This window comes from Rheinheimera sp. (assembly GCF_036782235.1).
Taxonomy (GTDB): domain Bacteria; phylum Pseudomonadota; class Gammaproteobacteria; order Enterobacterales; family Alteromonadaceae; genus Pararheinheimera.
Map to the genome: position 1 here is coordinate 14,339 of NZ_DAIPZL010000008.1, position 17,002 is coordinate 31,340.

Annotated in this window: 16 protein-coding genes and 1 other RNA gene; 13 read left to right on the top strand and 4 right to left on the bottom strand. The window is 45.5% G+C overall.

Annotated elements, in window-relative coordinates; all coding sequences use genetic code 11:
* Window positions 1-55 precede the first annotated feature (55 nt).
* The 6 genes from smpB (at window position 56) to V7P87_RS10355 (ending at window position 4,643) form a co-directional block, all read left to right on the top strand.
* Window positions 56-538: an SsrA-binding protein SmpB gene (gene smpB / locus V7P87_RS10330; RefSeq protein ID WP_260658045.1), complete on the top strand. Its 483-nt coding sequence runs from the start codon at window positions 56-58 to the stop codon at window positions 536-538.
* Window positions 539-695: 157 nt separating this feature from the next.
* Window positions 696-1,053: a transfer-messenger RNA gene (ssrA, locus tag V7P87_RS10335) on the top strand.
* Between the two features lie 281 nt (window positions 1,054-1,334).
* Window positions 1,335-2,744, top strand: coding sequence for a replication endonuclease (locus V7P87_RS10340; protein WP_333797361.1), 1,410 nt, complete (start codon window positions 1,335-1,337; stop codon window positions 2,742-2,744).
* Window positions 2,745-2,760: 16 nt separating this feature from the next.
* Window positions 2,761-3,000, top strand: a complete 240-nt coding sequence (locus V7P87_RS10345; protein ID WP_333797362.1) for a hypothetical protein — start codon at window positions 2,761-2,763, stop codon at window positions 2,998-3,000.
* Entirely contained in the window at window positions 2,997-3,551 is a 555-nt protein-coding gene (locus tag V7P87_RS10350; RefSeq protein WP_333797363.1) for a hypothetical protein, read from the top strand. Before V7P87_RS10345 ends, V7P87_RS10350 begins: the two co-directional genes overlap by 4 nt.
* Before the next feature lie 3 nt (window positions 3,552-3,554).
* A complete protein-coding gene (locus tag V7P87_RS10355; protein WP_333797364.1) occupies window positions 3,555-4,643 on the top strand; it encodes a tyrosine-type recombinase/integrase in 1,089 nt (362 codons plus the stop codon).
* Window positions 4,644-4,793: 150 nt separating this feature from the next.
* Here the strand turns inward: V7P87_RS10355 and V7P87_RS10360 are convergent, their stop codons facing one another.
* On the bottom strand, window positions 4,794-5,474 hold the full coding sequence (locus tag V7P87_RS10360; RefSeq protein ID WP_333797365.1) for an SOS response-associated peptidase: 681 nt from the start codon (window positions 5,472-5,474) through the stop codon (window positions 4,794-4,796).
* 117 nt (window positions 5,475-5,591) lie between these two features.
* Between V7P87_RS10360 and V7P87_RS10365 the strand changes: the two genes are divergently transcribed.
* From V7P87_RS10365 to hepT, 3 genes are all read left to right on the top strand, one after another.
* Window positions 5,592-5,897: a hypothetical protein gene (locus V7P87_RS10365; RefSeq protein ID WP_333797366.1), complete on the top strand. Its 306-nt coding sequence runs from the start codon at window positions 5,592-5,594 to the stop codon at window positions 5,895-5,897.
* A gap of 109 nt (window positions 5,898-6,006) precedes the next feature.
* Entirely contained in the window at window positions 6,007-6,402 is a 396-nt protein-coding gene (gene mntA / locus V7P87_RS10370; RefSeq protein WP_333797367.1) for a type VII toxin-antitoxin system MntA family adenylyltransferase antitoxin, read from the top strand.
* Window positions 6,392-6,823 (top strand): type VII toxin-antitoxin system HepT family RNase toxin, encoded by a 432-nt coding sequence (gene hepT / locus V7P87_RS10375; protein WP_333797368.1) that lies wholly within the window; start codon window positions 6,392-6,394, stop codon window positions 6,821-6,823. Before mntA ends, hepT begins: the two co-directional genes overlap by 11 nt.
* A 101-nt stretch (window positions 6,824-6,924) precedes the next feature.
* Here hepT and V7P87_RS10380 read toward each other — a convergent pair whose 3' ends face one another.
* Both V7P87_RS10380 and V7P87_RS10385 read right to left on the bottom strand, forming a co-directional pair.
* Complete coding sequence (locus V7P87_RS10380; RefSeq protein ID WP_333797369.1) at window positions 6,925-8,265, bottom strand: AAA family ATPase; 1,341 nt, start codon at window positions 8,263-8,265, stop codon at window positions 6,925-6,927.
* A 29-nt stretch (window positions 8,266-8,294) separates the two neighbouring features.
* Window positions 8,295-9,443, bottom strand: a complete 1,149-nt coding sequence (locus tag V7P87_RS10385; RefSeq protein ID WP_333797370.1) for a DUF262 domain-containing protein — start codon at window positions 9,441-9,443, stop codon at window positions 8,295-8,297.
* A 389-nt stretch (window positions 9,444-9,832) separates the two neighbouring features.
* Here V7P87_RS10385 and V7P87_RS16725 point away from each other — a divergent pair, with 389 nt between their 5' ends.
* The 4 genes from V7P87_RS16725 to V7P87_RS10400 all read left to right on the top strand — a co-directional run bounded on the left by V7P87_RS16725 (window position 9,833) and on the right by V7P87_RS10400 (window position 15,358).
* On the top strand, window positions 9,833-9,952 hold the full coding sequence (locus tag V7P87_RS16725) for an HNH endonuclease (RefSeq protein WP_442967956.1): 120 nt from the start codon (window positions 9,833-9,835) through the stop codon (window positions 9,950-9,952).
* Window positions 9,953-10,374: 422 nt separating this feature from the next.
* The gene (locus V7P87_RS10390) at window positions 10,375-10,713 is read left to right on the top strand and encodes a hypothetical protein (protein WP_333797371.1); all 339 of its coding nucleotides are present in this window, start codon (window positions 10,375-10,377) and stop codon (window positions 10,711-10,713) included.
* Window positions 10,714-10,958: 245 nt separating this feature from the next.
* On the top strand, window positions 10,959-11,420 hold the full coding sequence (locus tag V7P87_RS10395; RefSeq protein WP_333797372.1) for a hypothetical protein: 462 nt from the start codon (window positions 10,959-10,961) through the stop codon (window positions 11,418-11,420).
* A gap of 80 nt (window positions 11,421-11,500) precedes the next feature.
* Window positions 11,501-15,358: a PAS domain S-box protein gene (locus V7P87_RS10400; protein WP_333797470.1), complete on the top strand. Its 3,858-nt coding sequence runs from the start codon at window positions 11,501-11,503 to the stop codon at window positions 15,356-15,358.
* Here V7P87_RS10400 and V7P87_RS10405 read toward each other — a convergent pair.
* Window positions 15,324-16,976: a diguanylate cyclase gene (locus tag V7P87_RS10405; protein WP_333797373.1), complete on the bottom strand. Its 1,653-nt coding sequence runs from the start codon at window positions 16,974-16,976 to the stop codon at window positions 15,324-15,326. The genes V7P87_RS10400 and V7P87_RS10405 overlap by 35 nt on opposite strands.
* Window positions 16,977-17,002: the final 26 nt, after the last annotated feature.

The window sequence follows — 17,002 nt, forward strand, 5'->3', positions numbered from 1 at the left end:
GCCATGGCTCTCCCCTTTTCGCCATGTTGCACTTTCAAGCGCATTTTGAGCAAGCATGAGTAAAAAATCGAATAAAACCAATACAGGTGGCACCATTGCCACCAACAGAAAAGCTAGGCACGACTATTTTCTGCAGGACCGTTTTGAAGGCGGTATGGCGTTGCAGGGCTGGGAAATTAAAAGTATTCGTCAGGGCAAAGCCAATCTGACCGACTCTTATGTCATCCTGAAAAATGGTGAAGCTTATTTATTTGGTGCTGTCATTACCCCACTGAACAGCGCGTCCAGCCATGTAGTGTGCGACCCCGAACGCTCGCGCAAATTGCTGCTGAACAAGCGGGAACTGAATAAACTGATTGGCGCGGTAGAACGCGACGGTTTTACCCTGATTGCCACTTCCATGTACTGGAAAGGCCCCTGGGTTAAACTGGAATTTTATCTCGCCAAGGGTAAACGTGAATTTGATAAACGCGACGATATCAAAGACCGCGACTGGTCACGCGAAAAAGAACGGATGATGAAACACAGCAAACGCTAAAAAAATCTTCTTTTGGCGCTTGAAACTGGCGAAACAATCGCCATTTAGTAAACAAGGCGCCGGATAAAGCAGCAAAGCGACAAAGCATTGCTTGCCGCTACCGGTGTCAGGGCGTAGAATGCCCAAGTTACTGAAGCGTTCGCTTCACGAAGAATTCGGGGCTGATACTGGATTCGACGGGATTCACGAACTCCTAAGTGCATGCCGAGGGGCGGTTGGCCTCGTAAAAAGCCGCAAAAAAGTAGTCGCAAACGACGAAACATACGCAATCGCTGCCTAATAAGCAGTAGATGCTCTCCCCCCCGCGCATACCTGTAAGCCGGGATTTTGGGAGATCACCCCTAACAGGATCGCATGGCGGCTTTGTCCGGAGCCAAGATGCTAAAACCAATCGGACTCGCCCGACGATAGCCTGCCAGCTGGCGCTCATAGGGTTAACCAAATAACTGGATAAGCATGTAGTACTGAAGACGTAGGTTTTTCGGACGGGGGTTCAAATCCCCCCAGCTCCACCACAAATGAGAGCGGCGCAAGCTGCGCCGCTTCTCAAATCTCCTTTAAATCCAATAGCTTAAAACTACACCTTGTCGCCAATGACTTTGGCTACAGCAGTCCAGACACGTCTGGAAATTGTCACTCCAGTGCCAACTTTTGTCATCCCAGCGCCAACTTTTGCCGCAAGTTGCCCTCCCCCGCAAGTTTTACCAGCCGCGAAATACTGCAAAAATACCTCGCAGATCAGCAGCTGGTTGAAGAAAATCACGCCCTGTATTTACTGAACACCATCCATCAGAACATGGTGATTGAAGATTTAGACTTTTCTATCGACCACGCCAAACTAAAAGCCTTTGCCATTACACAAGCTGACTTTTGCAAAACTGCCGACCTCAGCACCGCAATTAACCACTTTGAAAAATACCAGCTTGGCAAACTTGCCTACACCGAACAGGAAATTAAAAACCGCCTGCAAGATGCCAAATTCTGGCTGCGCCGTATTCGCCGTAAAACGGCCTCGCTGATTAACCAAGTTGAACGTGCATTAGGTTATGTGTCAAAACGTCGTGCCGTGTATTGCGGCGATGTGTCGTTACATCGCTATAAGCAGAACCAGCAACTAAGTCAGCAATATATGCAAAACAGCTATTTGCAGAATGACGAAGGTTTCAGTATTTCTTTGGCAGAAATCGCACAGCACAACATTAGTAATCCGGTGATCCGTCGTCATGAATTGATGGTCAGAATTCGCGGTTTTGAAGAAGTCGCCCAGTATTGTCAGCATGCGGCGGTATTTGTCACTTTAACCACGCCATCAAGAATGCACGCCACAAATGCAAGCGGAATTCCGAACCCAAATTATGACGGTTCTAGCATCAACGATGCACAGGACTACCTAAACCACGTTTGGCAGCTATGTCGCGCCAAGTTTGACCGCGACGAAATTAAGCCCTATGGCTTTCGGGTAGTAGAACCGCATCACGACGGCACACCACACTGGCATTTGCTTTTGTTTATGCCAGTCGAGCAGATCAAAGCATTTAAAGAGATTGTCACCCATTACGGCCTGCAAGATTCGCCCGATGAGAAAGGCGCAAAACAGTATCGGGTTAAGTTTATTGATATTGACCCCAACAAAGGCAGTGCTGCCGGATATATCGCTAAGTACATCGCCAAGAACATCGACGGCTTTGAGGTTGGCACCGACACCAGTGGTCAGCCATCAAACTTAGCTGCAGCAAGAATTAACGCATGGTCAAAGGCTGCCGGTATTCGCCAGTTTCAGCAAATTGGTGGCCCTAGTGTCACAGTTTGGCGCGAGCTTCGTCGTCTAAAACAAACCGAAAATCAAACAGAAGAATTTAATGCAGCCCATGCTGCTGCCGACGCCTCGAACTGGGCTGCGTTTTGTATTGCCATGAATGCCGTTGATACACCACGCAAAGCGCATCTGATAAGCCCCTATTACGAAATCCGCGCCACTGAATCTATCGACTACCAAAGCGGAGAAATTCAAAGCTGCCCACTAAACCGCTATCAGGAATTACGAAAACCTGCGCTGTCGGGTCTGTCGCTGCTTGGTATCACTATTAAAACCCGCACGCGCAGATGGTCTTTGTCATCTGCGCCGCCGAGCCGAGATAGCACCAACCCGCCTTTAGGTGGGCTGGTGCTGTCGAGTGAGGTGGCAACCTTGGACTTGTGTAAATAACTGTACGGATGAAAAAATGAATAAAAAGATGAATACCCAAAGCACCAGTTTTACCGTAAATGAAGTGGTATTACTGCTAAACCTCACAGTCATCAAACAAGATCGTGGTGATAAGTTCCTGCCGGAAAACCTTGGAATTATCTGCGGTGTGCTGACCTTAAACGAAGAAGTTGAAATGGTGGTGAAGTTTATTGACCGCGTTTGCCAGTTCACAAAATCAGAATTTAACCGTCATTACCGGATAATCAACGAATGATTTTTCAAAAATTTGCGTTGACGGCTAAAAAATTCTGTTTTAATTTCAGCAACGAGGTTTACTCCAGAACTGATGTATTGATGTGTAATAACATCGCTTGGTTCTGGCAATTAAATAAAACACTGAAATTAAAACTTAGCAGCGCGCCACTCTTTCAACCTATACGGTTTCAACGCACAAGCGTCACTCTCTTGCCTACGGGCTCACCGCGCAAATACATACTATTAATCAATAGCATCCAAAACCTCAAAACTCTTAGCTCAGACTATCCCTATGGTCTGATTCAATCAGCTTTGAAACAAGGCCTGTTGTCGTATGCACACGCCTTAAGGAAATGGTTTATGCAAGATCAAAACGCTGACCCGCAAACAACGACTATCCGTTGGGTCACTATAGAAAAATGTGCGGAGCTTATCGGCTGGACAAAAGACGCGATCAATGCGCTGCGTGTGAAAGGCAAAATCCGTATGGATGTTCATTGGGTTAAACGAAACGGCCGGATCTTTATTGATATAGCCGCTTTGCAACAATGGATAGGCACAGGGAAATAAGCCATGAAACCAACTGAATTTAAAGGCATTTATGCCGGTGAAAGCTCTATCCGTATCGACTTTATGCTTAACGGTGAACGGTGCCGCGAGACTATCCGAGGCACACCAACCAAGACTCGTTTAAAAGAAGCAGCCCTTAAACGCGATCAAATCCAGTATGAAATTGATATGGGAAAATTTGATTACCTGAGTCACTTCCCCAATAGCCCCCGCGCACTGAGGCACACACCTAACAAAGCGGCGCATATCACAATCAGTCAATCCGTCGACATCTGGTTTAAACACAAAAGTAAAAACTGGACACAGGCAACTTATCGCGGAAACCTCAGTAAAGTTAGAACGCATGTACTGCCAAATTTCGGTCAACTGACATTGGCAGAATTTAAACCCTCTATGTTCAAGTTATGGGCATCGTCATCTACCCTGTCACCAAAGTCTATAAACGCAGTACGCTCAATTATGCTTGGCATTTTTAAAGAGCAATTTAATGATTGTGTGATCGACTCAAACCCCATCGAAAAATGTGAACCATTGCCAAAACGGACAAAGCGGGTCACCCCCTTTAATCCAGAGCAACGCGAAGCAATTATCGATGCCATTGCCAATCCCATAGCCCGTGACTTTTATATCTTTGCATTTAGTACTGGTTTGCGTACCGGCGAGCAATTGGGGTTACGCTGGCAGGACGTTGATTTTGAGAAAAAGCGTATTTATATCCGCCAATCTATCGTCAATGGCAAACTGGCTGGCACTAAAACTGACAGTTCCAACCGTACTCACCATCTCGATGACGAAGCACTACAAGTCTTGCTCAACATCCAACAATATCACCCCAGCAACCAGCCGGAAGAAAGGGTATTTATCAACCCTGCCAATATGAAGCCTTGGAAAGACGATGCTGTACCACGGAATCGCCACTGGAAACCCGCACTTAAAAGAGCGGGCGTACCCTACCAGCGGCCATATACCTGCCGGCACACTTATGCTTCAACCAAGTTAACTGCCGGATGTGATCCAAGCTGGCTGGCAAAACAGATGGGACATAAAGATTGGGGCATGATCCGAACCATTTACGCACAATGGATTGATTAAAGGATGCAAGCAGCTGCCACGGGGAGGAACCGCGCTTAGCGGCGGGGCACCCGTGGTGGCTGTCTGGCTTAACAATTTGAAACTATCTAAAAAAAGCACATATTATGAAAAGCTCAAAACATCAGCCTAACCGCCACGAACTTTAATTCTTTAATCCGCAGTTAATACAAACTCCTGCCCTATTTGCTGAAAGTGACTTGGTTTATCAATCTGAAAACCTGTCAGTTGCTGCCGTAATACCGGCTTTAATAAATCATCAAATACCGATACGTCTTGCTGGGTTGGAGACAACCATAAATCAAGTTGCTCGGGTGGCAACATCAGTGGCATGGCCTTGCTATGGTAAGGCAGTAATTTGGGGTGTGGTGGCAGGGTAATAATAGAACAAGAGTAAGTCAGTTCACCCGTTTCTTTATTCAGCCAGGTGCGATACAAACCACCAAAAGCAATCGCCTTTTCGCCGATAAAATCGTGGTAAACAGATTTACCATCAATCACCTCAGTTTCACCAAAACCTGATGCCGGTATGATGCAACGTTGCTGCCGGTATGCCATAAAACCTGCACTGCCTTTGGTATGTAATTTGTCGGAACGAGTATTAAACGAAGTGTATTGTGAAGGTTTAAAGCCTGAATCTGCGGGTTCCAGCAATAACCACCAGATTGCATCTTGCAACCGGCGCTGGCCGTTATGCTCCAGCACGACAGATACGGTATTGGTTGCCCTGATAAAACGCCCTGTTCTCAGGGCATTAGGCCAAAGTGGTATACCCAATTCTTCCAGCAAACCAATCACTAAAGGGTTATCAGTTACATTCAGCCTGCCGCACATAGCACCGCCTTCGCTTATAGCATCTGTTTATTATTTAAACACACCGTTGCATTTATTCAGCATTTACTTATATTAGTTTTGGGTAATTCCCCAATAAAAATACAAAAGGATATGTAGATGAAATTGCGGTCACTGTTTTTACTCTTTGTGATGTTGATTAGCTTTGCCACCTTTGCAGAACCAACAATCGAAACCACCAGTTTAGAAAACCCACAAATCACCAGCGACGTTAAGCAACCAGCTGATTTTCTTGACCAGCCAAAAACCCAATATTTAGCCGGTATTTTTCAGGAAAACAACAATCAGCTTTCAGCCAGTTCTGAATGCTGCAAGGTATGCCGCAAAGGTAAAGCCTGTGGCGACAGTTGTATCAGTAAGTCAAAAACCTGCAATGTTGGAGCCGGTTGCGCCTGTGATGGTTAGACATAACCTTAGTTAAATGCAGAAGTTAATTGCAGACTTTATTTGTCGTGAACGGTATCAATAGTTACTATGGCGTATATACCGTTAACGCATTGCGTTGGAGTTTGCTGTGAACTTTCCTTTAATAGTCCAGCTTTTGCAAAACCGCCTGCCAAACCTGATGGCCGTATACGCTTTTGGTAGTCAGGTTGAAGGCACCGCCGATAAAAACAGTGATTTAGATTTGGCAGTTCTGGTGGCCGGTTATGCCGACCCTATTGATTTATGGGATATCAGCAGCGATTTAGCCGAGCTGGTCAATTGTGAAGTGGATTTACTCGACTTTCGTGCCGCTTCGACTGTGATGCAATACCAGATCCTGACCAAAGGCGAGCGCTTGTTTGCCGTGGATAACAGCATTGGCAGTTACGAATCTTCTTTGCTTTCAGAGATGACCACATTAAACGAAGCCCGCGCCGGAGTGCTGGCCGATATTCAAAAGGATGGTTCTGTTTATGGCCGTTGATCAAAGCCCCCTACCCGATGACGTGTTAATTAATAAAGCGGCCACTATTGAGCGCTGTGTGAATCGCGCCCGTGAAGAATACGACAAAGACCCAGCCACTTTTGCCACCGACTTTACCCGTCAGGATGCCGCTATTTTAAATATCCAACGCGCTTGTGAAGCCGCTTTGGATATGGGGCAGCATTTAATTCGTAAACATAAGCTTGGTGTACCACAAAGTTCTCGCGATGTGTTTACCTTATTAGCAACAGGTGGGTTTATTCCAGCGGAGCTTGCAGATAACTTAAAGAAAATGGTAGGTTTTAGGAACATAGCTGTTCATGAATATCAACGACTTCAAGTGCCTGTGGCAGAGATGGTTATACAGCACCGCCTACAAGATTTTCAGCTGTTTTGCGGAACTTTGATCAAAAATACATAGAAAATCAAAGAGGTCAAATTTGACTTATTGCCATCTAACTTAAAAGGCAAATATCAAGACCTAACCCCGTAAGTGATCTTAGCGAAAGTATAATTATCGAATTATATTACATCTCCTAGCAACTTAACAATGTTCGATTCAAAAGCACTACAAATATCTTTATTTTCATTTTGACTAAACCAAGTGTCAAAAGAAGCTTCCCATAGAGTTTTCTGAGGAATCATTGTTCGGTCTGAAAATTCTTTGAAAAAGTCGTGATGATTTGTATCAACTTCTCGAACTATAAAATCAGTTAAGACCTGATGAAATTTAATTTCAAAGAATGACAAGAATTTACTCATATCATTAAAAATTGCGTGAATCAGTGTCTTTTCGGGAGCTAGTTTATTTGTACCAGGCAATATCACGCTTATATCTAAACAGGCAGGTTCTATAAGTCCTTCTTGATCAGCGTCAAAACATAGATATAGGTTGTTATAAGTAGAACGTTTTATTGAACTACCAATTTTTCTTAGATCACTCTCCCCGTTTTTTGATGAAATGTAGAAAAATGAATCTGGCGAGATCGTTTTATTTCTTTTAATAATAAGTTCAAAAAACATTATTGCTTTCACGTCTTCACAGACAAACAAAGCTTTTTTTGCTGAAATCAACCCTAATGACATTATCTGTGGGTGACATTCCTTAGCGTTTGACAGTAAAAATTTATTTGAGTCCTCTCTAGTCATATAAACTATAGGAAAGTGATATAGCTCTGAAACGACAACATCAGAATGAGTTGCAAATATTATCTGACGCTTTAAAAAGTTATTCATGCTGAAAATACATGAAATCAATCTCTGCTGCGCTTTTGGATACAAATATGTTTCAGGCTCATCCAATAAAAAGACATGCTCATTACTAAAGTAGAATATCTGCCAGAACAAATCAATTAAATAAAGTTCACCATGAGAAAGCTGGTTAATATTTCGCTCTACCCCATCGGACTGAACTTTCACAAAAATAAAAGGTTCAATATACTCAGCAGATACACCGGGAGCAAAATCTTCAATGTTATACAAAACAACACTCTCAAATTTAGCTCCAAGAACATTATTAATTCTTACCAAATGTTCTTCGGAAAATACAATAGAAGGGTAAGACTCCAGTTCTTCCAAACTGTCTTCTGTTTTAAAGTATGTATTGCAAAGATCTTTATTTCTAACAACCCTGTCAGAAGGGCTGTAGTAAATAAAATCAGAATTAGGCAATGACTCAATAAGATTTCCAAAGAATTCTGTCGATTTACTATCTTCAGCGAAATTTTTGAAGAACTTAGTTTTACCAGATCCATTGATCCCTACGACTACAAAAGAACCTGCTAGTAAATCCAAATATCCAGATCTACTTAAAACAGATTTAATACCCTTCTCCGGTTGAATTCCAAGAGCACGACGCTTCATATCATCCACTCTTGCCTTTCGCGGGATCACTACCATTTTAACTGTTCCCAGCCTTTGTCTTTTAATAAAGATGGTAAACCATATTCAGCGATTGAACTGTCAAAATTATCAAGCGAAAAAAGGACAGGTTCAACTAAATTTGAATAGTGAAAACTTAAAATTCTTATATCATGTTTATAGCAAAGCCAGCAGAAAAAGAATTGTCTAAATACAAGTGCTTTACCATCATTCACACTAACACTTATGCGATTTTGATATTCACGACTCATCAATTCATACTCACGAGACTCAGGCGACAGTGAATACTTGTAGTCTTGAAGGAATCGCCTGTAAACATTTAGCAGTAAATTCAACTGAACTTCATCTCTATTTTCGCATGTACACAAAAATATAATTAACGATATAAGTGCGGGCTTATTTAATTTAATTGAATTATTTCTTATACCTTTCGACAAGAATGCAATTGAATCACTTACTCTAATGTATATTTCACTTCTAAATCCATTATCTTCTCGGAATTTGCTTGTAATTTCAGAGTCATTTATTTTCTTACTTAAATCTGAGTATTCAAGTGCCATTAATGCCCGAGCTACAACATCATCGTAACTTTGTCTCGTATTGTTGAATCCAATTGTCGTCGAGCAGAACCCTAAACCCCCCATGAATTCCACTAAACTTTTAACCTGCTCACGAGCCTTCCCAAACAAGGTATTTCGGCGCTCAGCAGAGGTAAGTTGAGTATTTTGATTCAAGCGAAAAAACAATTCAAACGGCTCGCTACCCACATAATTTTCTACTTCATATGTGAATAAAGGAAAATTCTCTAATCGCTCTAATATGTCATTTGGAAGTTCAGAATAATATAATCCGTCTAAAGATTTAATAAAATCATCAATGGGTTCAATACTTCCATTTATTGGGAATTTACCCAAGAAAAAATTTTGTATAGCACGCAATCTTTGATGACCATCCAAAACTTCTTTAACATTTGTATTTTTATTTCGTATAAAGAATATTGGCGGAATCTGCCATTTTCTCAAAATAGTATCAATTAGCATTTGCTGTTTTTTGACTGCCCACACATCTCCCCTTTGAAATTCAGGGTCTAAATCAATGCTCCCTTTCTCAATCTCTCTAAAGACTGAGTATACATTTGGTGTCAACGGTAGTAGATTCATGGTTTTGTCCAAAGTCTTATTTTGATAGACTATAATGCTGTTTTATATAATTTGTCTAAGTGCGCTATATTTGCTAACAGTATGCTTTCTCACTACTTGCATTCGCAATTTTTTTGTACGCTTTTAAGTTTGGATTTGACTATAGTACTAAATGTACAAGCTAATGAAATTCAAAGCAAATTTAGTGGTTTAACCCCCCTGTGTCTAGATGCGTTTGAGACTTTTTTCATCCCTTCTATGCTCGATAATTTTATTTATTGAACAAAAGCACGCCGCTAGCCAAGCTACTATTCAAACACCTTACCCGGATGTAGTGACAGAAGTATTAGAGCGCGCAGCAAGCAAATGCGAAGAATGCAGTCAAACTGCACCACTCTGTCGGAGTCCAGATGCCCCCCCCCTATCTTGAGGTGCATCATCGAATTCCGTTAGCCGAAAAAGGGGAAGATACGTTAGAGAACGCAATAGAGCTTTGCCCGAATTGCCATATACAAGCTCACTTTGGTTAGTTTCGTCAAATCTATTCCAAAGTCGGGCGCTCTAAACATAACTAGTGAATAACCTATTCCTCGTTTGAATTGAATGTGCTAGATTTAGGTCAGATTTCATAGGGCATTAAATGCACACAAGAATGACAAAACTTTGATATGAATAGCATTATTATGGGTTCAAATCCCCCCAGCTCCACCAATAAAACAAAAGGCCACCTCCGGGTGGCCTTTTGTTTTATTGGTGTTTTAGCTTTATCAGCGCATCTTTATACAACGAAGTCCTTTATCCCCGCACTCGCCAACCAAACTGCCACAAATCAGAACTCCCAACCCGCTAATCCAGCAAAAAACACCAGTTATCGACTCTGGCATTGCCGCGGGCGGAATAACAGTGTTATAAACCTTTATCCCTGTTTTGGGTTTTATCAAGGATGTATACCATGGAATTGGTTCAGATTTTTATACTGTTTTTACTCGCTGTTGCCACTATCACCCTGATTGTTATTTCAATAAAACTGACCGACTTAGTTGCAGAGAGCCGCACTTTGCGATTGTCGGTGCAAAATATTGAGGCGGATGAGCTGTTTCAGCAAGGACATCAGAACCAACAGGCGCGGCAAACGCAGCAGCAGCGCCAGGAAGAAATCCTGCTGCTATTACACGATATTGCCAAACATATGTCACAACGCCAGACTGCTGAGCCGCAGCGCAGTAGCAGTGTGGAAAAAACCAGCACTGCATCTGCTACCGCCACTCTCAGCCGCATCAGCAGCCGTTAGCAGCAACGTTTTAGCAAAATTCCTGAAATGCCACCAAAAGCCGGCACAACATTAGCTCACGGCTAAAGGTTCGCATCACGGCAGACCCCAAAGCGCCACTACGCGCAGTTTTGCAGCAGTTAAACGCGAATTACACATCGCCGGGTTGACAGCACCATGGCTGCCCATGATGATGGGCGCCTGACAAAGCAGTCGCTTTATCTGGTTCAGGCAGCCTCTGCTGCCCCGCCTGCAGGGAAATTTTCATGTCTTTTATTCGTGCTCAAAATGGTTTTATCTGGGGTTTTGCCCTTGGCATCAGCGCTGCGTCTATGTTGTTTTATATCTGGCATATGGAAAGCCTGAACAAGCTGCAGCAACAATGGCTGGCTAGCCAGCAAACTCAATTGCAACAGCAGCAAAATTCCACGGCCAAACAAATAGAAACCATTGATTTACTAATGAAAAGTTACAGCATTACCGACGGTAGTGAAGATTTGGATATGCGCGCTGAGCTGATCCGGGCCAACCATATGCCACTGTTACTGGCCTTACAGCAACAATCAGGCACAGATGTCAGCGACTTAATAGATCCGGCCAAAGCTTTTAATTCAGCCCAGCTTTATGCCGCTTTATTGCGTATCAAACAGCAACATGAAAGACAGCAGGCGCGTAAACAACTGGATGAAAGAGCCAAAGCAACAGCGCCAAAGGCAGCCCAACCCTAGTTTTTTTTCCACTGAGCTGCCCACGCCGCTAAAAAATCAGCGTACACTGGAATGACCTATGTCCGGTGTACTTTGTGTTTATGAAACCAGCTTTACCCCATAATGAAGCCGAACGCCTGAAGTTTTTATACCAACTGCAAATTCTTGATACTCAGGCCGATCCGGACTTTGATGCTTTAACCCGCTTAGCGGCGCTGATATGCCAGTCCGATATGTCGGTGATTAGCCTTATAGACAAAAACCGCCAATGGTTTAAAGCCAAGCTGAATCTGCTGGACAACGAAACAGATCGGGAAACCTCATTTTGCGCCCATGCTATTTTGCAGCCTGAGCAGCTGACTTATGTGCCGGATGCCAGGTTGGATCCACGTTTTGCCGATAATCCAAATGTTACCCCACAGAACGGCATCCGCTTTTATGCCGGCGCGCCTTTAATTGTTAAACCCGGTGTTGCACTGGGCACTTTATGTGTCATCGATACCATCCCCCGCGAATTGACAGCGGCTCAGCAGGACGCATTAAAGCTCCTGGCCAAACAAGCCGTCAGCCTGATGCAAAACCGTTTACTGGCGCGGGAAAAAGCACAGCAACAACAAACTTTAACGACAGTCACTGAGCATGTACCCGTACTGCTGGGCCAAATTGACCGGCAACAACGTTATGTATTTTGTAATGCCAAATATTCTGCCTGGTTTGGTGTAAAGCCGGAACAGGCGGTCGGCCGCACTATCAGCGAAGTTTTTGGCAAAGAGCGCAGTGACGAACTTGCGCCCTGGCTGGCACGTTGTTTTGCCGGTGAACAGGTTGAATATATTAGCCCTGAGCGCAACGACCGGATCCTGAGCCTGTGTTTTGTGCCACAAAAAACAACACAGGGTGAGGTTGAACATGTGGTGATTGTTGGCACTGACATTACCGAAAGTCATTTACAACAACAAAAAACCCAACAAGAGCGCGACCGGCTTGACGCTATTATTCAGGGTACCAACCTGGGCACCTGGGAATGGAACATTCAGACCGGCGTTACTATTTACAACGCCCGCTGGTACCAGATGCTGGGACTGCCAGAAGAGTCTCACACTACCATTGCCACCTGGGAGCGCTTGTTACACCCGGACGACCTGCAGCCATCCACTGAGCTGTTACAACAGCATTTTGCCGGTTTATTGCCGTTTTATGATGTGAAGTTCCGAATGCGCCATCAGCTTGGGCACTGGGTCTGGATCCACGCTGTAGGCCGGGTGACCAGCTGGGATCAGTCAGGGAATCCACTGATGATGTTTGGTACCCATACCGATATCAGCCAGGACAAAAAACGCGAAGCCGAGCTGATGGCAAGCCGATCCTGGTTGCAGGCCGTGGTGGATTCATCCACTGAAGTGGCTATGATCTCCACAGATCCCAGCGGTATTATTCAGCTGTTTAACACTGGTGCAGAGCGCATGCTGGGCTACAGCGGTGCAGAACTGATTGGCAAACATAGCCCGGCGTTATTTCATGATGCCGCCGAGATTACCCGCCGCGCCGAACAACTCAGTAAACAGTACCAGGATAACATCACTGGTTTTGACACCTTTGTGTACACGGCCCGCCGCGGTACCGGCGAAACCCGGCAATGGACCTACATTTGCAAAAATGGTGAACGTAAACAGGTTCGGCTCAGTGTGTCTGTGATGCGCAACGACGATGGCAGTGTGCTGGGTTATATGGGCGTGGCAGTGGATATTACCCAGCTGGAGCAACTGAACCATGCGTTGTTACTGAGTGAACAAAGGCACCGTTCTATGCTGGAGAACCTGCCGGGCGTGGTGTATCGCTGTATTAATGACGCGCACTGGACCATGTTGTTTATCAGTGATGAAGTGGAAAAACTGACAGGTTATCCGGCAAAAAACTTTATCCGCAATAAAGTCACCAGCTTCGCCGGCATTACGCTGCCGGAAGACAGTCATAACAACAGAGTTGTGGTGGAACGTGAGCTGGCTAACCACAGCCGTTTTAGTGTTGAGTATCGTATCCGTCATGCCGATGGTTCGGTGCGCTGGGTGCAGGAACTTGGCCGCGGCATTTTTGATCAAAACAATCAGCTGCTCTATATCGACGGTTTTATCTGGGATATCACAGCCCAAAAAGAAGCACAGCTGGCACTGCGGGCCAGTGAACAAAAACTATCGTCTTTGTACCAGCTTGCTCCTCTTGCCATAGTGCTAAGCCGGTTTGATGATGGCGTTATTCTGGATGCCAACCCTGAACTGCAACATATGCTGGGCTATGACCACCACACCCTGATCCATAGCCGTTTTGCCGATCTGACCCCTGCCAGCTACGACGAACAGGAACAACAACAATTAAATTCGTTACAACAAACCGGTCGTTATGGCCCTTACGAAAAAGAACTGCTGCATCAGGATGGTCATTTGGTGCCTGTGGTGCAAAGTGGTGTGCTGATCCAAAGCGCCAGTGGCGAACAACAAAGCTGGTCCATTATTCAGGACATCACCGAGCACAAACGGATAGAACAGATGAAAAATCAGTTTGTTTCTACCGTCAGCCACGAACTGCGCACCCCACTGACCGCCATTTCCGGCGCGTTGGGGCTGATTGGCGGTGGCGCTTTGGGGGAAGTGCCAAAAAGCATGCAGAACATGTTGGCGATTGCACAGGAAAACAGTAATAAACTCAGCCAGCTGATTAACGATTTGCTCGACATTGATAAACTGGTGGCCGGCAAAATGCAGTTTGAGTTTTCTACCTGCTCTATCAAAGAGTTGCTGCAACAAAGTGTGTTACATAACCAACCTTATGCCGACAAATATCAGGCCAGCATCAGACTGGACACCGCTATCGACGGCACTGTGCAGCTTGATCCGATGCGCTTTCATCAAATCATGGCCAATTTATTATCAAATGCCGCCAAGTTCTCCCCCCCAGGCAGTGAAATTTTGGTGCGGCTCAGTCAATCCGGCCATGAAATGATGATTGAAATATTAGACGCCGGCCCCGGCATCAGTGTTGAGTTCCAGCAGCGCATGTTCGAGAAATTCTCACAAGCTGATTCAGCCGATGCACGTAGTAAAGAAGGCACAGGCCTTGGCCTGGCTATTGTCAAAGAGCTGACCGAACGCATGCATGGTCATGTCAGCTACCGCCAGCGCCCGGAAGGCGGCAGTTGTTTTGCACTTTATTTCCCGGCTCTGCTGCCTGGCAACAGCTTGCACCGCGATGCTGTACTGGTGGTGGAAGACGATCCGGCCGTTGCCGGTTACATAAAAATGTTACTGGAAACCTCGGGTTATCTGGTCAGCACGGCCTATAATCTGGCGAGCGCCAGAAGAGCTTTAAGTTTACGCAGTTTTGTTGCCATGACCTTGGATATGCATCTGCCGGATGGCCATGCTGCGGCCTTTATCAGTGAACTGCGCAGCCAGCGTCAGACCGCCAACTTGCCAATTCTGGTAATTTCGGTGGAAAAACAGGAAGGACAAACGCTCTATACCGGCTTTACTGCTTTTGACTGGCTGACCAAACCGCTGCAACCTGATGTTTTACTGGACAAGCTCCACAATTTGCTCAGCCCGGCCAAAGCCAGAATTTTACATGTAGAAGATGATCCGGCGCTGAGCGAACTGCTGCAGCAGCTTACCATCGATGAAGCCTGCACTGTCAGCGCAGGCTCGGTGGAAGAGGCCAGCCGGTTATTGCAACAGCAACATTTTGATCTGGTGGTACTGGATTTAGGTTTACCGGATGGTTCAGGCTGGGAATTGTTGCCGCTCATCGCTAAACAACATCAGCATATTCCGGTGCTGGTCTGGTCGTCTGAACAGGTCACTGCAGAACAATGTGCCAGAGTGGAGGCTGTGCTGGCCAAAGGCCAGCATGCCATTCCACAATTATTAGACACTATTCATCAGCTGTTGGTGTCGCAAAAATCCTGACCTGATTGCGACCGCCGGTTTTGGCCTGATATAAAGCCTGATCAGCCTGCTCTATCACCAGATCAGGCTGTAACTGGCCGTTACCACAGGCAATACCAGCGCTGAAGGTGCAATAAAACGTCTGGTTATCAAAACTAAAAGGGAAACCGGCAAAAGATTCACGCAGTTTATCAATAACGCCAAAAGCCTTTTCCACCGGGCAGTCCGGCAATACCAGTAAAAACTCTTCACCGCCGTAACGGCCTATCATGTCAGTTTTACGCAGTTGTTGTTTTAGCAGGTTCGCCAGACTGGTGATCACCTGATCGCCGGTTAAATGGCCATAGTTATCATTAACCTTTTTAAAGTGGTCGATATCCAGCATCACCACACTGACCTGCTGCTGCGCCCTGTCGCTGCGCTCCAGCTCGGTTGCCAGACGCTCTTTAATATGGGCGTGTTGCAATAAACCGGTCAGGCTGTCTTTGGTCATCACTTCGGACAGCTGACGGGCGCGCTGCGCCCTGGCAAAAATAGCCACCACCAGCGCATTGTCACTGATAGGTTTGGTCAGGAAATCATCACCTGCTTTGATCAACACCGCCATCTGCCGTTCGCTGTCGGTTTCTGATGATAAATAAATAATAGGTACACCCAGCCATTCATCCTGCAACCGGATCAGCTGTGCCAGCTCAGGCCCGGTACATTGCGGCATATTCACATCCAGCAGGATCACGTCAGGATGAAACTTGCGTAACCCAGCAAAAATATCGGCCGGATCATTCAGAATTTCAGCACGCAGGCCGGCAGTTTCCAGCACCAGCGCATAATGTTTGGCCAGCAGCTGATCGTCATCAACAATCAGCACCCTGAAAGCGTCACGCTGGCGCACTGCCAGCAACCTTTGTAACCGCGCTTCCAGCGCCTGGGCGTTCACAGGTTTCACAAAATATCCCAAAGCACCACAACGCACTGCTTTGAGGTAAAAATCAAAATGATCATGAGCGCTGATCACAAAAAGTGGTAACTGCTGCGGTAATTGTTGCTGGAGCCGCTCAACAAAACTAAGGCCAGACTCAGTTTCTTCAGGCAATTCAATATCGATGATCAGCGCATCCGGCAATTTACGCAGCAGTGCCGCCTGCAACAAATGGCTTTGTTTAAACCACTCCACCACATAACCAAAAGTGGATAAAGTCAGGCACAGATGCCGCGCTGTATCACCTTCATCTTCCAACAGATAAATCAGCGTTTGTTTTTTCTCGTCATGTTTGGTCGCAACGGGCAGCTGCCGCTGCTGGATCACCAAACGTTTTTGCTGACGTAACTGCGAAAAAATATGGCGGAAACTGTCAATTTGCTCCGCAGCAGGGGCTTGAGCTTCTGCAAGCCAGTTTTTGGCCTGGAGTTCAAGCACCTTGGCGGACTGCCCCAACTCGTGAAAACCAAAAGTACCGGCAGAACCTGCCAGAGTGTGAAAACTGGCCAGCAGTTTTGCCACCAGCGGACGCCAGTCTGACGGTGAGTCCAGTTGATCCAACAGCAGCTGCAACTGCGGCAATTCCTGCTGCAGCCTTTCCAGATATTGCTGGTGCAGCAAGGCCATTTGTTGCTCAAGCTTTTCTTTTGCGTTTGTCATGCGTCCGCTTCGCTTTATTCCGATGC

Coding starts and splice junctions, on each gene's coding strand:
- V7P87_RS10350 (WP_333797363.1), top strand. CDS start 2,997: ATGATTTTTCAAAAATTTGCGTTGACGGCTAAAAAATTCTGTTTTAAT.
- V7P87_RS10380 (WP_333797369.1), bottom strand. CDS start 8,265: ATGAAGCGTCGTGCTCTTGGAATTCAACCGGAGAAGGGTATTAAATCT.
- V7P87_RS10360 (WP_333797365.1), bottom strand. CDS start 5,474: ATGTGCGGCAGGCTGAATGTAACTGATAACCCTTTAGTGATTGGTTTG.
- V7P87_RS16725 (WP_442967956.1), top strand. CDS start 9,833: ATGCCCCCCCCCTATCTTGAGGTGCATCATCGAATTCCGTTAGCCGAA.
- V7P87_RS10390 (WP_333797371.1), top strand. CDS start 10,375: ATGGAATTGGTTCAGATTTTTATACTGTTTTTACTCGCTGTTGCCACT.
- V7P87_RS10340 (WP_333797361.1), top strand. CDS start 1,335: ATGGTGATTGAAGATTTAGACTTTTCTATCGACCACGCCAAACTAAAA.
- V7P87_RS10345 (WP_333797362.1), top strand. CDS start 2,761: ATGAATAAAAAGATGAATACCCAAAGCACCAGTTTTACCGTAAATGAA.
- V7P87_RS10355 (WP_333797364.1), top strand. CDS start 3,555: ATGAAACCAACTGAATTTAAAGGCATTTATGCCGGTGAAAGCTCTATC.
- V7P87_RS10365 (WP_333797366.1), top strand. CDS start 5,592: ATGAAATTGCGGTCACTGTTTTTACTCTTTGTGATGTTGATTAGCTTT.
- smpB (WP_260658045.1), top strand. CDS start 56: ATGAGTAAAAAATCGAATAAAACCAATACAGGTGGCACCATTGCCACC.
- V7P87_RS10400 (WP_333797470.1), top strand. CDS start 11,501: ATGAAACCAGCTTTACCCCATAATGAAGCCGAACGCCTGAAGTTTTTA.
- V7P87_RS10405 (WP_333797373.1), bottom strand. CDS start 16,976: ATGACAAACGCAAAAGAAAAGCTTGAGCAACAAATGGCCTTGCTGCAC.
- V7P87_RS10395 (WP_333797372.1), top strand. CDS start 10,959: ATGTCTTTTATTCGTGCTCAAAATGGTTTTATCTGGGGTTTTGCCCTT.
- V7P87_RS10385 (WP_333797370.1), bottom strand. CDS start 9,443: ATGAATCTACTACCGTTGACACCAAATGTATACTCAGTCTTTAGAGAG.
- hepT (WP_333797368.1), top strand. CDS start 6,392: ATGGCCGTTGATCAAAGCCCCCTACCCGATGACGTGTTAATTAATAAA.